This window comes from Photobacterium alginatilyticum, from assembly GCF_009910675.1.
Lineage (GTDB): Bacteria > Pseudomonadota > Gammaproteobacteria > Enterobacterales > Vibrionaceae > Photobacterium > Photobacterium alginatilyticum.
Map to the genome: position 1 here is coordinate 133,703 of NZ_RSEJ01000018.1, position 17,808 is coordinate 151,510.

Consider the following 17,808-nt stretch of genomic DNA (forward strand, 5'->3'; position numbering starts at 1 on the left):
TAACCAGCAGTTTCAGCAGGCTGAACGCCATTGGTACAACTGTATCCGGTAAACAGTGACTGACAATTACGTCCTGGCTCTGGCTCCTACAACCACCAGCGCAACGACAGCACAGGTGACCAATACGGCTCCCAAGTTTTGAACGGTTCCTGCAGCAGCAAGCCCGACGCCAATCATCAGGTAATACAATAGTCCCAACATAGCTCCTGCACTGCCTGCCTGAGAGCGGTAATTAACCAGCGCCTGACTAAGAATATTAGGAATACCGATACCAAAGCCCATCACAACAAGGGTCATCGGAAGCAAGAACCAAAGTGAACCTTGCAGCAGTAATACCCCGACAGCCCCTGACACCCCAAGTAACGTCGCAATTAGCACCAGCCTCTTCAGGGTGAAACCATGCTGTATCAGTTGCTTGTTTAACAGACTACCCGCAAAGGTGCCAATAGCCAGCACAACTCCACTTCGGCCAAATGCGATAGAACCGTAGCCAAGTTGTTCAAACAAGAATGGCCCTTGCAGATAGTAAGAAAACAGCAAGACATTAAAAATCGCAACCAGTAGCGCACTGCGCCATATATCGCTATCTTTTATCATCTGTCGAAACAAATCACCCAATACTGAGGACGCCGTTCTCTCAGGAGTCGTCCCATGCATTATCTCTGGCATCGTCTCCGGAAGCATAATAACGCTGACCCCCAACAATGTGATCGCCAAGCCGCTCAGCGTTACAAAGACATAGCTATGTCCGCCCCACTCTGCCAGAAACCCTCCTGACATCATGCCGATAACCGGACTAATAGAGATCCCCATTCCCATGTATGAGTACACCTTGCTTAGTGCTGGTCCGTCATAGCTATCACGCAACATGGTTTGGGTAACAACAGATCCTACGGCAATCCCGAATGCGCTCAAGCCTCGCGCTACCATCAGCAGTTCAAAACTAGGGGCAACCACCGCACCGGCAGCACTTAACGCATAAACAGACAGCCCGAGTAACATTGTTTTTCGCCGACCTAATAGATCTGCCACCACTCCCCAAACAATGACACCTAACGCAAACGCCAAGAAATATACCGACAACGTCTGGCTTGCAGCTTTGACACTTACATCAAACCTGGTGGCAATATGCGGTAATACCGGGCTGTAAATGGTTTCAACAATCTGCGGAAACATTATCAGCACCACCATTAAACCCAGCGCTGGTTTTGTTTTCATCTCATAAACCTCTAACTGTATAGCAAAGCTCATATTTTTCGAGCAATGCACTTCTATTTGAATGACAGCTAGTTTACGAGCCTTTCTTATGGTCAAATAACACAACTAAAACAGAAAACATCAAGATAAGGACAATGGCAGAATTTAATGAACACAGCGTCTTTAATGTCGATGAGATGGCAAATGCGGTCATTGGCATTGCTACGCGTGTCGGCAAGCATGATTCCGGAATGCATCAACATCAGAAAGGGCAACTTCTCTATGCCCCCGAGGGCTGCATGAGTATTTATCTAAACGGTATAAAGTGTGTACTGCCGCCAACACGGGCCGCCTGGATCCCGGCCAAGACACCTCACTACGCACGTATGACGAATGTGGTCGAATATCGCTCTCTCTATTTTGATCCGTCGCTAAATGCGTCTCTTCCTTCGTCTTTAAAAATCGTAGAAGTTAACCCATTGCTTAAAGCATTGATTGAAAGAATGGCCTTTTGGGAGTGGGATAAACCGCAAAGCGAACAAGCGAACACCACGGCTCTGTTTCTCGAAGAACTGGCTAACGCCAGAGAAGAACTACTGCAACTACCCTTGCCGACAGATCGCCGATTGCATGACTGGCTAGATCAACTCAATGACCCGACCTATATCGTTCCGCCTCTTAATCAGCTATGCCTGTCTATCGGAGCCAGCGGCAAAACCATCAGCCGAATATTTAGTAGAGAAACAGGAATGGCTTATCAGGCATGGAGACAACAATGGCGGCTATTAAAATCTATCGAGCTATTATCGGAAGGACTGCAAGTCAACGACGTGGCCTACCAACTCGAATTCTCAAGCGACAGTGCCTTTGTCAGTTTCTTTAAACAACAAACGGGCACTACTCCTTTTCAATACTTATAAAACAAACAGCCATTAACCTAATATTTAAGCCTATAATTCACTCGCATCCAACTCGGAATTAACTACATTCTTCACAATATTTTATTGTTCTAATATTTGCGAGAGACTACAAATTATCAATCACCACAAACATAGCTTTACATTATAAGTTGCGTATCATCTTCAAGTTGAGGAGAGAAACAATCGATAGAGCATTTTAGAAGTACTAATGACCCTAGTCTCTAAATTAAGTCTTATATTCGGTGAAAGACTTCTACGATTCCATGAGTTGTTTTGTACTTACTGAATCGATGATATTGGTAATTTTATAGTAAGGACATTATGTGAAATCATCTTTTCCCATGAAACTCACACCACTACTAGTACCTATCAGGTTGGATTCTTTAGGCGTTTTTTTTATCAATTTTCTAATTCCGATTATCGCCCACCAGAACTTCGAAGCCAACGGTTGGCAAATGGGAATATTGTTTTCTCTTCAAGCGGTTGGAACAGGCTGTAGTGCATTGCTTTTCTCCAAAAGGGTCAATTATTGGAATACCAGAGCTAACTTAATTCGTCTTGGATGCATCATCAAGATGCTTGCATACATTCTCTTGTATTCAGCGATTCTTTCATCGAGTTATACCCTAATGGTAGTGGCGACATTTACGTTAGGGTTTGGAGCTGGCCTTTTCTGGTTAGTCTGGAAAACCTGCTTTGCCCAACTGAGTGCATACAACAATAGAGCTGAAGCGTTAGGAGTCGCATCTAAACACGCTGGTATTGGAATTATGTGGGGTTCCAGCTTTGCATTTTGTTGGATAGCCGTCTCAGAATACTTCTCGCTGCCGCCGTTTATTACGTATATCTCTCTTATTGTGTTTGCCATTGCATCAGCCATCGCCGGAATGATGAGTTTCAAAGCAATTTCCATTCTTGCCAATCAAGAAGTCACACCTGACACCATGCAGTCTGACAAAATCATTTTCTCGACTATCACTATTTTTCTTTTTTCGATGATTTTTGTTGGCCAACTATCTGGGTCACTTGTAGCACCGTTTCTCGAAGTGTACTTGCTAGAGCACTTAAAAATAACAAGCATCGTCGATCTATCTATGGCCTACATCCCAGGAGGAATCGTTTCAATGCTGCTTGCCCCCAAGCTTGGGTACTATGCTGACAAAATGAATGCCGCTATATACCTGACTATTGCAGGTTTAACTGGCGCCTTTACGACATGGTTAATGCTACAGTCGACATCGTTATGGCACATCAGCGTCCTATTCACTGTAGATGCAAGCATCATTATGTCTTCAAGTCTTGTGCTGGCAAAACTAATCAGTGAAGTCGCGGGCAATAGTAAAGGTAGTGCTTTTGGTCTACAAGGCTTCATTAGTAACTTCGGAGCGATCTCAGGGCCTTTAGTTGGTGGTTTATTTTGGCAAATGCAAGGAAGTAAAGGGCCGTTTATGTTTTCTATTTCAACTGAAGTTATTTTGGCCCTATGTTGTTTTACCATTCTACTCCCGGCTTTGAATAAAAGCAGGCGATTTGCTAAAGAACCAAAACCTGAAACATAAGCTGTTCAATGCTCATATTTCCCTTAATAACGTTGACTCGGCTATTAAATTCTATAAGGAACGCGACTTTGACCGAATTTACTCATAACAGCGACAATTACTATACAACTGATGGCGCCGATATTTATTTCGAAACCTTAGGCAACCCATACGGAAAGCCACTTGTATTAATCCATGGGGGATTAGGTTATATCACAGATCTCAACTGCCTTCTTGAGGCTATACCTAACAGCTATAGAATTATCGGTATTGATCTCAGAGGTCACGGTAAATCAACGCAGGGGACAACACCACTGAGTTACGAACAATATCAGAAGGATATTGAAGCAATACTCAAACATTTAGCTATTGATACATTCTCTCTTCTAGGCTTTAGTGACGGAGGTATTGTCAGTTATCGCTTGGCTGCTCTATTCAATAAAAAAGTTGAAAAACTTATAACGATAGGCTCGCAATGGCGCTTAGAAGACAATGATCCATCCATCGAGTTTTTAGCACATGTTACTCCCAATGACTGGCGAGACATATTTCCGGATTCCGTTGCCTACTATAACAAAGTTAATCCACAACCGGATTTTGACCGCCTCGTCAATGAGATAAAAACAGTCTGGATGGATACAACACGCTCCGGATATCCCAGTAGAGATATTCGTAATATAAAGTGCCCGACACTTATAATGCGTGGTGACAATGACTTCTTATTTTCTCTTCAAGAAGCGGTTGAGCTAGTAGATCAGATAGACAATACTACATTCATGAATATTGCTTTTGCAGAACATGAAGCGCATAAAGAGTGTCCACAAATATGTTGTTCAGTTATACAAAGATTCTTAGCTGAATAATCATTTGAATAGGTCAAAACAGCTCATATCTAAAGCTAGCCCTTTCACTCTGCTAGCTATAACACCATATTTTATCTTTCTTATCAGATCGTGCACTGCCTCACTGACTCTGCCATATAATAACAAGCTTAATATTAGAGCATTCCATCTAAGTATGAGTAATCACACAATTTAGTAAATTGATAATTACAATATTGACAAATACAGATAAAAGCCCAATCTTTCATTCTATTTTGGCCCGACCAGCTTCATATATTCACTCTGAACTTTGTTGTCAATCGCACTATTTAGCGTAACAAGTCAGTCTCTTTCCATTATTTCCCAACTCAAATTATAACTTTAGAATAAAATCATCGACATAATATAAACACAGATTAGGTTATCAACCGTCTGTCTTATATAGATCACAAAAATCATCACTACAACAAATACAAATAACAAACAGGCCTATTAACCAAGCAATCAATACGATTTGTAGAATATAAGGTAAACAAATAAACAGAAGTAACTATAAACAAAGATGAAAATAAAACCATTCACTAATTTAAAAATTGGTGAGCCTCCCTATTAACTGACAAAACCTTTATATAAATCGTTGTCAGTTTCTACTAACAAGCTACTGGTATTAAAGGATCATTGATGTTTGATAAAGTTAGCTGTTCGCTAAGTGCAGCACAGCAAGAAGTCTGTCTGGCTATCAGCCAATCAGGGCATAATCTCAACTATCACTTATGCGACGTACTTGAATTTCACGGCGAACTAGACCTTTCAAAACTAGAACAGGCAATTCAGGTTCAATTCACTGAAACAGAAACCCTAAGAACAACGCTCGATATACAGGCAGAAACAGGGCTCTTCACACAATTCATCCATGCACCTGAGACTCAAGCAGGGAAAAAACTCGATTTCCATGACATCTCGGTATCACAAGACCCTGAGCAGGAATACGAACGGCTTCTTAACAACCTGCTCAGTCAGGATATGGACCTTATAAACGGACCGCTTGCCCGATATATTGTTGTTCGATTGGCACCGGCTCAATACAGAATCATCGAGCTGGCATCCCACTTGGTGGTTGATGGTTGGGGACACGGTATTCTATCCGGCAATATTGCTGCCCATTACAATAAACTGTGCCGCGGCGAGACGGTAGAAACGCGAAACCTACCGCCTCTAAGCAGTATTTTTACCGCTGAAAACGAGTATCGAAATAGCAAGATGATGGTGAAGGATCAGGCATACTGGCAAAAGTATTGCCTAGCCCTGCCAGAGCCCACACAGCTTGTTCCGGGAGATGCGCCTTTAGTTAACTTAAACCGTCTGAGAAAAGTATTTGACGGCCCTGTGTTACACCAGCTACGGGAGGTCACCTCTGAGCATAAACTGCGAATGTCCTCCGTTCTGATGGCACTCTGCGCCACCTACCTGCATCGCCTGACCGGCCAATCTGAACTTGCTGTCGGTATGCCTGTCGCCGCAAGGCAAATCAAAGCCCTACGCGATGTGCCTTCGATGGTAGCTAACATCCTTCCGCTGCATTTGTCTTTTGACGAGAACAGTACGGTGCTTTCCGTCGCTTCAAATATTCAACGGCAGCTGCGACGCCACCTACTGCACCAAACCTACCGTTTCGAAGAAATGATCCGGGATCTGTATGATGAGCGCGGAAACAAACCGCTATTCAAAACATTGCTGAATGTGGTCGCCTATGATCAGGGAGCAAACTTTGATGGCGGTGAAACAAGGATCCAAAATGTCGCCAACGGTCCTGCGTCACACTTGGGTATCGATATCTTCGACCGTAATAAAGATGGCCGTCTGGAAATCGGCTTCAATGCCAATGCCGAACTCTTTTCGAACGAAGCCTTAGAGATGCATTATCAGCGACTCACTCTTTTGCTGACACGGTTTGTCGAAGCGCCTAATACACCTGCCGCTGACTATAACCTGTTCTTCGATGGTGAATATGAACGGCTATATTCACTTCCGTGCAATACTGCTGAGTTACCTGTGTTTGCCGATGCTTTCAATACCTCAGTAAATAAGCACGCATCAAGGTTCGCCCTTTCTCAGGACAACCGCCAGATCACTTATTCAATGCTCAATGACTATGCCGATCGCCTTGCCAGCCATCTGCAACAACAAGGCGTCAGCCAAAATGACAGCGTCGCGGTGGTCGTATCACGAAGTATCGAATGGGCAGTTGCTGCCGTGGCCCTGTTCAAACTTGGTGCTGCTTACGTTCCCGTCGACCCGGAACTACCAGAAGGCCGTATCGAACACATCCTTTCAGATGCAGCGCCCGCTCAGATTCTTGTCTCTCCGGGGTGCGGACTTAATGTAAACGTTCCGATCGAAAAGGTGCTTTACCTAACAGCTGAATTATTCGAACAATTGCCCACGGCCCGGCAATCTGTTTATAACGTTGATCCTAACTCGCTGGCCTACCTTATTTACACATCCGGCTCTACCGGTAAACCCAAGGGCGTGGAAGTCACCCATCGCAACCTTGTCCCTATTGCCCGCACAGCGATAGAGGCAGCTAACCTTCAGCCCGGCGAGAAAGTGTTGCAGTTCATCGCCGCAGGCTTTGATATGTCCGTTCTTGAAATTATGATGACCCTGCTGGCCGGGGCAACCCTGGTGATCACCGACAAGGTTGCAAGTACACCGGGTAAACCGCTGGCCAAACTGATCAAGCGCGAAGATATCGGCCTGCTTGTCATGACCCCGAGTCTGCTGGCCTACCATAAAACAGAAGACTTTCGGCAGGGAACCAGGCTCTTGCTCGGCGGCGAACCATGTACACCGGCTTTGCTATCACGTTTCTCGCATTGCCGACTGCTCAATGTCTATGGCCCGACTGAAACCTCATTCGCCACCTCAATCAATGCTGAGTTTGGTACCAACGACTTATCAATCGGTCCGCCAACAGCCAACAATCGCCTCTATGTGGTCGACAAACAACAGCAGCTGCTACCTCCGGGTTCATGGGGTGAGTTGTTCATCGGCGGCCCCGGCGTTGCGCAAGGATACCGCAACCAACCTGAGCTGACAGCAACAGGCTTCGTGCCAGACTTGCTTGATGAACGCACCACCATGTACCGCGTAGGCGATCGGGTGTATTTTGATTCCGAGGGACGCATTCACTACCTCGGACGTCAGGACAACCAAGTCAAGCTCCGTGGCCTGCGTATTGAACTGGATGAAATCAAGAACGCCCTGCTCAGTTGTAGCGATGTAGAAGATGCCGTTGCGCTTCTATGTGAACTCCCCCATGGGCCGGCCATTATCGGTTATGTGGTCTGTAAAGGGGCGGCACTTGAAAGCGACCGTTTGAAGCAAGCCGTCAGCCGTCAGTTGCCTCATCACATGATCCCCAGTGTTATATTGACTGTCGAAGAGTTCCCGCTGACTTCAAACGGCAAACTCGCCGTCAGGCAACTACCGTCACCGGTCATTATCGACAGTACAGAAAAACTTCTTCCCACAACCGCTGAAGAAGAGACAATGTGCAGCCTGTTTGCCTCAACACTAGAACGCAACCAAGTCTATGCCAACGAGAACTTCTTCGAGCTCGGCGGTCATTCGCTACTGGGCCTGCAGCTCATCAACCGTATCAATGAAGCGTTTGGCGTCACGTTGGGGATCAGTGACTTCCTTGCTGCCCCTTCTCCTCGCCAGTTAGTTCAACGTCTGGATCCTAGTGTCAGCTACAGCGATCCTTTCGACAGCATGCTGCCGCTGCGTGTTGAAGGTAACCGTCCGCCATTATTCTGTATCCATCCGGGCGGAGGAATTGCCTGGCCGTATGCCGGTCTCTTGCCTTTCCTGCCCGAAGACCAGCCGGTATATGCTATCCAGTCGCCAATCCTTCGCGATCCGAACCGTATCGTGGGTTCATTGGATGAGCTTGCCGAGGAATACTTACAACAGATTCAGGCAATCCAACCTGAAGGCCCTTATCAATTAGCAGGCTGGTCAGTGGGTGGAAACCTGTCACTACGGATGGCCGCGATGCTTCAGGCTCAGGGGCAGCAAGTCAGCTTCCTGTGTATGTTTGACAGCTATCCGCTGCAAGGTGGACAGGCCTCGCTCAAACTCGATGATGCAACGGTTATTACGCGCATGACACGAGCCATTGTCGGCACACCCCGCGCCGGAATGAAAGGGTTGAAAAGTGCCATGGATGAGGTCCTTGGCAATAATGACGTTGGCGATGACTTCCTGACGCGCATTGTGGAAGATTCCAAGCTGATGCTGGATCTGCTTGCCAACTGCCAATACGACCGCTTTGATGGTGATCTGCTCTTTATCAGAGCAACAACTGATATTTTACGGACAGAAGAGCAACAGCCATCACTTTGGTCTCCTTACGTTTCGGGATCACTTATCGAGTACGAAGTTGATGCTCCCCACGAGTGCTTACTACAACGTCAGTACCTGGAACAATTCGGTGACCACTTTGCTAGTGAGTTGCTCAAACGCCAGTCTGAAGCGTTAAACAGTGAACAAGTCGCTGATGTGTAAGCGCTAAAAAGTAAAACAGCATAGGTTAACGCCTATGCTGTTTTTTTATTGAGGTTTTCTTTATTGAAAAGAAAAGATCACAACTATTACTTGCTTTTAGCTTCTCGCCTTCTCAATAGCATCATGCCAAACAGTGCCAACACACCAAAGAAGTCAAATGAACCACCACTCCCTCCATCTGACGATGAAGGCGCTTGCGGAGTTTGTGCTGTTGTCGGCTCAGGAGTCGTTTCAGGTGCAGACGCTGCTGCCACTTTCAGGCTAACAGGATAATTTCGTACACCTTTACCCGGCGTGGTAATCGTCAGTGAAAAACCAAGTTCTTGCTCTTTGGCTAATGAAGGCAATGCAACATTCAAGACCTTGGCATCAGGATTGGCAATAACCACACTTGTCCCTTTCACCTGCTCCCAGTGATACTGGTATGCGATACCGTCTTCCAAATCTGCCACGCTGTCTGCGTCAAGCACCAGATTAGCGCCTGCAGGTTTTAACTCGACTGCTTCCGGTTTAGCGGCAGGGCCCAGATCACCGACAGCTACTCGGATGATCTTACGACTTATGCGACTCCCCTGGCTAACTGTCAGCTCAAGCTCGATATCCGCCGAAGCACCCACTTCAGGTAACTTGATTTTAATCTGCTTTCCTTGTGACGGCAGATCAGATAAAGCAGGACCACTTAATTGCTTCCAGCTAAAGACAAGCGTTTCACTACCAATACCTGTCGATGGCGAAGCATCCAAAACCAGCTCACTCAACTCATTGGCTTTATATGTTCCGGCTTTTTCATTTTTCAATGTGATAACCGGGCTTGGAATAACATACTTAGCGATTTCAATACGCCACTGTTTCTTGGTGTGAGCTTGGCCATCAAACACATCAAGCTCAAACGTCTGTGCACTGCCTGAAGCACTTGCAGGTACCGTGAACTCGAAGGTTGAGCCTTTAGCGACAGGCACGACAAGTGGACCGGAGATCTGGCTCCATTTAAACTGAAGTGCTGCAGGCCAATTATCTGGATCTTTCGCATTGGCTGTCAGTGTAATCTTATCGCCGATATTAGCCTTAACCGGACCTGCGATAGTAACCGTCGGTGCTTGATTGACATAAGCTCCCCAAGAAACGCTATGTGTTGCGACCGATGATGCTTCACCATCATTAGCGGTTACCTGAACTTGTACCGTTCCCGCGCCCTGGCTCTTGGGAATATTCAACCGAATTTTCTCGTTACTGAGCTGCTCAAAAGGAATACTCACTCCTTTTACTTGCCAGGTGAGTTTTACATTTTCCGGCGTCTCGTCAGTCCAATTTGCACTAACCTCTACCGATTGACCAGCCAGGGTAGTTGCCGAGCCAGTCAGGCTTATTACCGGCGCTTTATTTGCCGGTTTTAGGTTAATAGCTTGAGTCGCAGTGGCTGTTGCTACACCATCACTGACTTCAGCAGTAACTGTCAACGAACTTGCCGTAACAGATGCAGGCACAGTCCATGATAATTGCTTACCTGAAGGTAAAGCCGGTGAATCAATACCCGAAATCGTCCAGCTTACAATCAACTTATCCGCTGCTGTTTCCTTGTCGCTAACCAGTGCGGAAACCTCAAGCAATTTGCCAGCCTGAACCTCTGTAGGCGCATTTAGGGAGATAGTCGGAGCAACATTCACATGCTTCAGCACAATAGATGCCGATTTGCTGACTGCAGACTCGGCTGGCTGACGACTATCTCTGACTTTCAGTGACAACTCGATAGTGCGGTCTTGGTCCGATGCCGGCGCCTGCCATTGAATAGACTGGCCCTGCCCGATCCACTTACCATCAATATACCAATCTGCCTGTACAAAACCTTCACTGTCCGGATCCGATAATTTGTCCATAGCGAAGGTGACACTCTGCCCTTCTGACACCTCAGTCGGTGCATTAATCTCAAAGGTTGCTGGCTGATTAACACCATCGACATCAACGGTATGACGAACAGTACGCTTCTCACCATTCAGGGTGTACACCGCATCAATCTCATAGCGTTTAGATTGCGCAAGATCTGGTACCGTTAGGCTAAACGTCTCACCGCTAGATGAACTACTTTCACCGACAACCTGCCACTGCACCGTAATCGGTGAGCCCGCGAGCATCGCCTTAAAAGTCAGTGTCGATTTTTCAGACGCCGATGTTGGACCATCAATGGTAAAGGCAGGGACACAGTTCAAGGTCACCAACTCGGCCGCAGTATAACTAGAATAACCTGTCAGCTGCCACTTCCCATCGGCTAGCTCAGTATTGTTATCCATACTTAACCACAAACTTCCACCGGTACGTGCCAATGACGTCAACTCGATAGTCTTTTCACTGTTGGACAATTTCGGCAACAAGTTAGATTGGTTGTCCCCTGTCAGGCGCAACACATGGCGGACATTATCGCTCTTCCAGGCCAGCGGCTTATTGAGAGTTAACGACCAGGCATTATTCACTTTTTCAAAAGCAGCCAGACCAGCTTGGTGACCGCCGATCAAGGTGAACGGATAAGTCTTATCCTGCACCAGCTTTTTGTCCTGCCAATGGCGAACCGTAAGAGGTTGCGAGCTCGCTTCACCACAGGTGAGTTGCGGTGTTGGTAATGTTAGCGCCCGCTTTTCACCCGCAGCCAGTTCTATATTCTGTTCAACCTGACTCGGCAGTGCCACCTCGACACGTTCAGCCTTATTAGCGCTATCGCGGTTAACCAAGGTTACCGTGGTTTCCGCAGGCATCAGAGAAGCAATGGCAACTCGTGATTCCGGCTCAACCTGACGTGGCAATAGATTGGAATTAGCAAGACGCAGACGATAAATCTGTTCGGCTTTCAAGCTTGAGTCAAGCCGACGCGCCGTTGCTAGCAAGCCCTGAGAAAGCTCTCGGTAAGAGGCATCAACAGAAAGACCGGTAAACGTCTCCAGCACAATGTGATCCGCCAGTTTTCTGCCTTTCTCTTCACCGTGGATAGCGATCAAGTCTTCCATCGCGGCCAGTAACGGCTGAGCTAACATAGGCTCAAAAAAGACCTTGCCTTCCGGTCCTGTGATACCACCATGGGAAGAAGAAATTTTCTCCTCCATACCGTCGAAATAGTCATAGAGCTGAGTACGAAGCTGTCGATCAGCACTCGTTTTGCCGCATGCGCCACTTCTAAAGTCACTAAGGCTGCCATTCCATTTAGGATCCTGGCGCAAGAAACCCGCCGCCCAATAGTCGGCGAACCCTTCATTCATCGCGGTATTAACCGGGTTGGATCGCGACAAACCCTGCAATCGAACAAAAACTGAATGTCCCTGTTCGTGTAGGGTGGCACCGGGATCGTAGAGCGAGGCGCTACAGTTATTATCAACAATCTGAATAACATCGAATGCCGGTTTGTAAATACTGCTTCCGCCACTCGCAGTAGTTGATAACACCAAACTCGGTTTGCTTGGCAACAAGTGCGCATAACCCAGTGAATTTGAAGCGTAATCTATCCCTTTATCCGCATAGGCAACATTGGTAATAATACTTGTCAGCTTTCGCTTTTTCTCTGCAGCCGAATCCGCATCGCTATCGGCGTCACTCCATAACTGTGCGAACGTACGATCTTCAAAGTCCCATGAAAAATCCAAACTATCGAGAAAAACAAGATTCGCAGTCTGCAGTTTATTCGTCGTGTTTATCGATAAAGTCTGAGAGATAGGCGGCCACACCTCCCAGAAATTGGCTACATAATTTGCAGCAAGCGTTCGCTGAGGATGCTGACCATAACTTTGCCACTGCCAAGGAGACACAGGCGGAATACTTTGTTTATCGCTGCGTTTTGCATATGGAAAGCGTGGTAAAGCAGATGGACTTGATAACTGACTATTCCACCACAATTCTAATAATCCATCAGGATTACGTGACGGCAAATTCAGCTGGTAACCAAGCACCAACTTCTTATTTGATATCCGATATAGCGGTGAACCTGTTATTTCATCGGCAACATAGCTTGCAGGTAGCTGTTTCTGATCGGCTTTATTGAGCAACCGTAACCTATTCGCCTGAGACTGGATAGAAAATGTTAATGGCGCATTGGGGTTACTCAAGATAGTTTTAAGCGAGTCGATGGCTTCATCAATGCTCTTTATTTTACTACTGTTGTTGCTATCTTCTGCTGGCCGATAATCAACCACCCGATACTGATAACGAAATAGCTGACAATTGTTATCGATTGATAAGATCAGCTCCTGCTTTTCAATCGGGATGTTATTGTGATGAAGATTAAACACCAGATGATGGCTATCTACCCCGTCGACCTGAGCAATAAATTGAAAGTCATCCGGTTGCCAAATACTGCCAGCTTGAGTCAACACATCCGAAAGCAAGCTTCGCCCCTGGGCTTCACCAACCGATGATCCGGCACTACAACTGAGACTGTTAGGAAACGCCATCGCGTTTGTTTCTTGCATCGGCATTGCATGCACCGACCCTGCAAGAAGAAATAGCACTGATATATTCAGCTTAAGCATTGTGAATGAACCTTACATACTTTTCTTAGAATGCTCCGCCTTCGCTTGGACGGTAATGTTTTATATTGAACAATTATGAACACCGTTCATACCGTGGAAGTATAAGTAATAAAGCACTCATTTTGAAGGGTGTTTTTTTGGAAAAAAGGAAAAACGAGCAGGATTTACGGGGGACGAGGATATTATTGAAATCTTATATCGCAATAATCAATAGCTTTTCACCAGCCTCATGATGTATATAGCCTCCCAATAAAGCTGCCAAACTTTGTTTCTGAGTATCCATATTAAAAAAGCCCTTTGTAAACAATCATTAAAATTGTTAACAAAAGGCTTGGAAGATCATATGCGACCGCTATTTAACTTTAAATACGCGCCCCGTAATCATACTCATAAAGTGTTCCGATATGGTCGTCCCTGTGGTACATAGATACACATGCGCAGCAATAAACAACACCATCACATGCGACATTGCCACGTGTAATATGACCATCAGTGTTTTTCCATCAAAGCCAATAATCTCTTTCGGCAATAGTTCATTAAAGAAAAGTGCAATACCGGACAAAATTAATAACGGGAAAGCAGCGAATACAATCGATAAATACCCCATTTGCTGCAACGGATTCAGGCGTTTTTTCGGATCATGACCAGCAGGATTCTCATCACCACTAAAAATGCCCTTCAAGTAAAATTGAGCTTGCCTGATACTGTCTTTGACAAAATTCGGTCGAGGCAAGTACTGCTTTATCTGCCCAGAAAGGACCAGGTAGATCAAATACAGCCCCCATAGCACTATCAGTACAGCACCTAGGATATTGTGACTGTTTTGCGCAAACTCGAAGGCAACAACCGAGAAATGCATCGACAGTCCCGTAAGCAGCAGAATGATAAACACAATAACGTTAGTGTTATGCCATAACCTAACCCCTACCGGGAACATCACAGTGGACGTTTTTACCAACTCGACCTTTTCTCGCTGGCCTGGACCTTTCTGGCCAGGCTCTTTATGACCTTGTTCTTTATAACCTAGTTTTCTTAAGCGAGCATGGAATGCCAAGAGTGACAGCGTAACCAACAGAGCTATCCCGAAGATAGCATCAACCCACCCTATTGGAGTTGCACCAATAAGGTAGCGGTCATCGAGCAGCTTTTCATTCATGAAACCGTAAGGTGAGTCTGCCTTCCCTTTCTCGGCAGCAATGGCATCTGCGTTTTGCTCAAGCAAAGTGCTGTCATCAAAGATGCCTTTATCTAACATAGAAAAAGCTTTCTGCTCATTACTGTACTTATACAAGGTCGTCGTTATCGCAGAATCTTCGTTGTGACAAAGCTTACAATCTCTGACTGCATCCTCAGCCGGAGTGATGGTATGTAGTTTCACACCCTCGCCTTCGCTATGGCAATCGACACATCGAACGGCACTGAAATGCTTGTTTTTCTCTGGCAAGAACCAGTGCGCCATATCCTGATCTAACAGTTTTTTATCTGTCAGCTTCTCGTAACCTTGCAGGTCATTATGGCAGGCAAAGCACGGCTCATTAGCCTGTTCAATGCTGTGGGCAATATCCTCAGTGCGGCCCGGAAAGTTAAAGGTATGCGCATTATGGCATTCCTGACACTCGAACTGATGACCGAATTGCTCAACAATTGTCTTAGTATGGTGGCTTGTTTCCAGTTGATGATTGATATTTTGAAACACAGTGTTATGACAGCTATCACAACTGCGGCTTATTACATCATCTTTGAACTGGTGAGGCGCTTCCTCAAACGCACTGTCATTCGCTCCCTCATGACAATTCAGACAGCTCTGATCTTTGTGTACCGAGTCGTTATATCCAACAACATCGGTATGCAAGTCTAAGGTTCTGCCCCGCTCTGTCTTCCACTCATCATTAATCGTATCGCTGGCATGGCATGACAGGCATTGCGTATTTTTTTCTGCCATCTGGGCTCTCAGTTCTCTGGCCTGATCACCAAAGTTGTCAGTCCCAGCTTGGCCCGCCTGAGTATGGCAAGCAAACATTGCCGCCAACAACACCATGCCAAATGTTTTACTATTGATTTTTAACATTTGTTACCTCAGCGAGTTTATGGTGTCTTAAAGCCAAACTGATGGCACTGTTTACATACAGATTTCGATTCACTGTGCTCCATATGGCATGAATCACACGGAAGCTCTGTTTCCCAGTGCGGAGAGTTATGCGGGTTGGGCTCAAGCTCTTTGGTTAACTCTGCAACCGCTTCAGGGCTGCCATGGCAATTAGCGCAATTTGCGGTATCTGCAGGCGTAACCGGTTCGCTGGAACCGTGGCAAAGCTCACAGCTATTTCCGTTTTGGTGGACCTTCTTGTGATAGCTTTTTACCGGTACCTGGTTGTAAATTTTATTGTCGATATAATCTAAAATTTTCTGGTGCAGCGCGTTTTGTTCCAGCACTTGTTCTGCATTGTTCTTCGGTGAGGCATTTGTATCCGAGGCAAAAGCATTAAATGCCAACCCTAAGAGCAGAACGAATACTAATAGCGGTGTAATTAACTTATTCGTGTTATTCATTGTTTTCATTCCAAATCAGAGAAGACTAAATATCGTCATTACGAGCAACACTGTTGCCTGCGATACGTCCCATCACCAAACCATCGGTAATCGCGCAGCTTCCAAGACGACTGGCACCATGAGGACCGCCTGTTACCTCTCCGGCTGCATAAAGCCCGGCAATCGGCTCAAAGGTTTCGGAATGTAATACCTGGGCACTCGGATTAATTTCAACCCCACCCATACAGTGGTGCACTTTAGGCCAGCCTCTGACGGCATAAAACGGCGGCTTAATGATTGGCGTTGCTGTCGAGACAGGTTTAGCAAACTCCAAGTCGTCATTGTTTTTGACATACTCGTTATAGGCAGTCACTGACTCAATGAGTCCCTCTGCTGGGATCTGGTAATGACTGGCAAGATCTTCCAGACGGTCAAACGCGTGCACAACCTTATATTGCAGGCAGCGATCCAGTGTCGGGCATGCCTTGGCACCCACACTGTCGACGAGAATAATTGGGTAATCAGGCTCGCCGCTTTCCTTGACGTTTTTGATCATGGCATCGGCACGTGTCTTCCTGTCTGCCAATTCATTGACAAAACGTTTCCCTGTCGCCCGCTTGACCATGATCCCGTAACGGAAGCCTGATTGAATGTTAAACATTGAAGCAACACCAAAACCCTGCTCATCGGGTGATGCCCATGGGCCAAGCTGAATAAGGGATAACTGGACGGGTACAGCACCGATCCGAAATGCAGCACGAAGCGCCTCTCCCGTTGCTCCCGGCTGGTTGGTACTGTCTATCACCCCACCCAACCGCGGATCTTGAGCAGATAAAAACTTGGTGTCACGGCTAAAGCCACCGGAAGCAAGAACCACCCCGCGCCTGGCTTTAAAGTGTTTTACTATGCCTGTCTCTTCATCAGGGAAGCGGTAGCCGTCTTTGACCTGGATGCCGATAATACGTTTGTCATCGTTGGTAATGAAATTCAGCATTTTGCATTCAGTGCGAATAACAACACCTTCTCTACGGGCGGTTTTGACCAGCGGCCTGACGATGCCAGAGCCAGAGGCATTATGCGTAAGGTAAGTTCGGGCGACCGAATGGCCGCCCAGCCACGATAGCTTGGGCTTAAACTTGGCACCGCACTCAACCACAAACTTAAACGCATCCGGCGAGCCAGCAGCAATCGCTCTTGTCAGCTCAGGATGGTTAATCCCGCGGCCGGCAGCCATCATGTCCTGAACCATAAGCTCGACGCTATCTTCAACGCCTTCTTCTTTTTGTAACTCACTGCCGGCAACAGCGAACAGCCCGCCGTTAATGGTTGAGTTACCGCCCGGGACACGCATTTTTTCTACGATCATGACATCAAGCCCTTTGCGACGAGCCTCAATCGCAGCTGACAAAGCAGCAAACCCACTACCAATAACTAATACATCAAACGTTTTATCCCAACTAATGGCATTATTAATTTGACTGGCACTTGCCTCACTGCCAAGCATCATAGTTGTTGCTGCAGCAGCGCCACCAGCCAATAACTTTCGTCGCGAAACATCTACCTTTTGGCAATTATCATTACTCATAAATGTGCTTCCATTTCAGATAAAAAACTCTTTCTAACAGGCGGCATGAGGGATTAAAAAGCACATCTAATGGGCTTTTTATGGCGTATCAGGAAATAACTTCTTCATTTGCCGCATTAGCAAAATTTATATTTATAGATA

9 protein-coding genes are annotated in these 17,808 nt (G+C 46.3%); 4 read left to right on the forward strand and 5 right to left on the reverse strand.

The genetic code is table 11. From position 1 onward, the window contains the following. Positions 1-66 precede the first annotated feature (66 nt). A complete protein-coding gene (locus tag EIZ48_RS16990) occupies positions 67-1,218 on the reverse strand; it encodes a multidrug effflux MFS transporter (RefSeq protein ID WP_160653869.1) in 1,152 nt (383 codons plus the stop codon). A gap of 134 nt (positions 1,219-1,352) precedes the next feature. Between EIZ48_RS16990 and EIZ48_RS16995 the strand changes: the two genes are divergently transcribed. The 4 genes from EIZ48_RS16995 to EIZ48_RS17010 all read left to right on the forward strand — a co-directional run bounded on the left by EIZ48_RS16995 (position 1,353) and on the right by EIZ48_RS17010 (position 9,048). Then, positions 1,353-2,117 (forward strand): AraC family transcriptional regulator, encoded by a 765-nt coding sequence (locus EIZ48_RS16995; RefSeq protein WP_160653872.1) that lies wholly within the window; start codon positions 1,353-1,355, stop codon positions 2,115-2,117. 323 nt (positions 2,118-2,440) lie between these two features. After that, positions 2,441-3,676 carry an MFS transporter gene (locus tag EIZ48_RS17000; RefSeq protein WP_160653875.1) on the forward strand — a complete coding sequence of 412 codons (1,236 nt, stop codon included), beginning with the start codon at positions 2,441-2,443 and terminating at the stop codon, positions 3,674-3,676. 68 nt (positions 3,677-3,744) lie between these two features. After that, entirely contained in the window at positions 3,745-4,518 is a 774-nt protein-coding gene (locus EIZ48_RS17005) for an alpha/beta fold hydrolase (protein ID WP_240152997.1), read from the forward strand. A gap of 639 nt (positions 4,519-5,157) precedes the next feature. Further along, positions 5,158-9,048 carry a non-ribosomal peptide synthetase gene (locus EIZ48_RS17010; RefSeq protein WP_160653881.1) on the forward strand — a complete coding sequence of 1,297 codons (3,891 nt, stop codon included), beginning with the start codon at positions 5,158-5,160 and terminating at the stop codon, positions 9,046-9,048. An 86-nt stretch (positions 9,049-9,134) separates the two neighbouring features. On the opposite strand, the gene EIZ48_RS17015 is transcribed toward EIZ48_RS17010, so the two are convergent. The 4 genes from EIZ48_RS17015 to EIZ48_RS17030 all read right to left on the reverse strand — a co-directional run bounded on the left by EIZ48_RS17015 (position 9,135) and on the right by EIZ48_RS17030 (position 17,667). Further along, positions 9,135-13,553 (reverse strand): hypothetical protein, encoded by a 4,419-nt coding sequence (locus EIZ48_RS17015; protein WP_160653884.1) that lies wholly within the window; start codon positions 13,551-13,553, stop codon positions 9,135-9,137. Positions 13,554-13,905: 352 nt separating this feature from the next. Then, positions 13,906-15,621, reverse strand: a complete 1,716-nt coding sequence (locus EIZ48_RS17020; protein ID WP_160653887.1) for a cytochrome b/b6 domain-containing protein — start codon at positions 15,619-15,621, stop codon at positions 13,906-13,908. 17 nt (positions 15,622-15,638) lie between these two features. Continuing rightward, a complete protein-coding gene (locus EIZ48_RS17025) occupies positions 15,639-16,103 on the reverse strand; it encodes a cytochrome c3 family protein (protein WP_160653889.1) in 465 nt (154 codons plus the stop codon). 25 nt (positions 16,104-16,128) lie between these two features. Further along, positions 16,129-17,667 carry a flavocytochrome c gene (locus EIZ48_RS17030; RefSeq protein ID WP_160653892.1) on the reverse strand — a complete coding sequence of 513 codons (1,539 nt, stop codon included), beginning with the start codon at positions 17,665-17,667 and terminating at the stop codon, positions 16,129-16,131. Between the last annotated feature and the right edge of the window lie 141 nt (positions 17,668-17,808).

Bases quoted from the DNA above. Each gene is read 5' to 3' on its own strand.
- EIZ48_RS16990 (WP_160653869.1), bottom strand. From the start codon at position 1,218: ATGAAAACAAAACCAGCGCTGGGTTTAATGGTGGTGCTGATAATGTTT.
- EIZ48_RS16995 (WP_160653872.1), top strand. From the start codon at position 1,353: ATGGCAGAATTTAATGAACACAGCGTCTTTAATGTCGATGAGATGGCA.
- EIZ48_RS17010 (WP_160653881.1), top strand. From the start codon at position 5,158: ATGTTTGATAAAGTTAGCTGTTCGCTAAGTGCAGCACAGCAAGAAGTC.
- EIZ48_RS17015 (WP_160653884.1), bottom strand. From the start codon at position 13,553: ATGCTTAAGCTGAATATATCAGTGCTATTTCTTCTTGCAGGGTCGGTG.
- EIZ48_RS17020 (WP_160653887.1), bottom strand. From the start codon at position 15,621: ATGTTAAAAATCAATAGTAAAACATTTGGCATGGTGTTGTTGGCGGCA.
- EIZ48_RS17025 (WP_160653889.1), bottom strand. From the start codon at position 16,103: ATGAATAACACGAATAAGTTAATTACACCGCTATTAGTATTCGTTCTG.
- EIZ48_RS17030 (WP_160653892.1), bottom strand. From the start codon at position 17,667: ATGAGTAATGATAATTGCCAAAAGGTAGATGTTTCGCGACGAAAGTTA.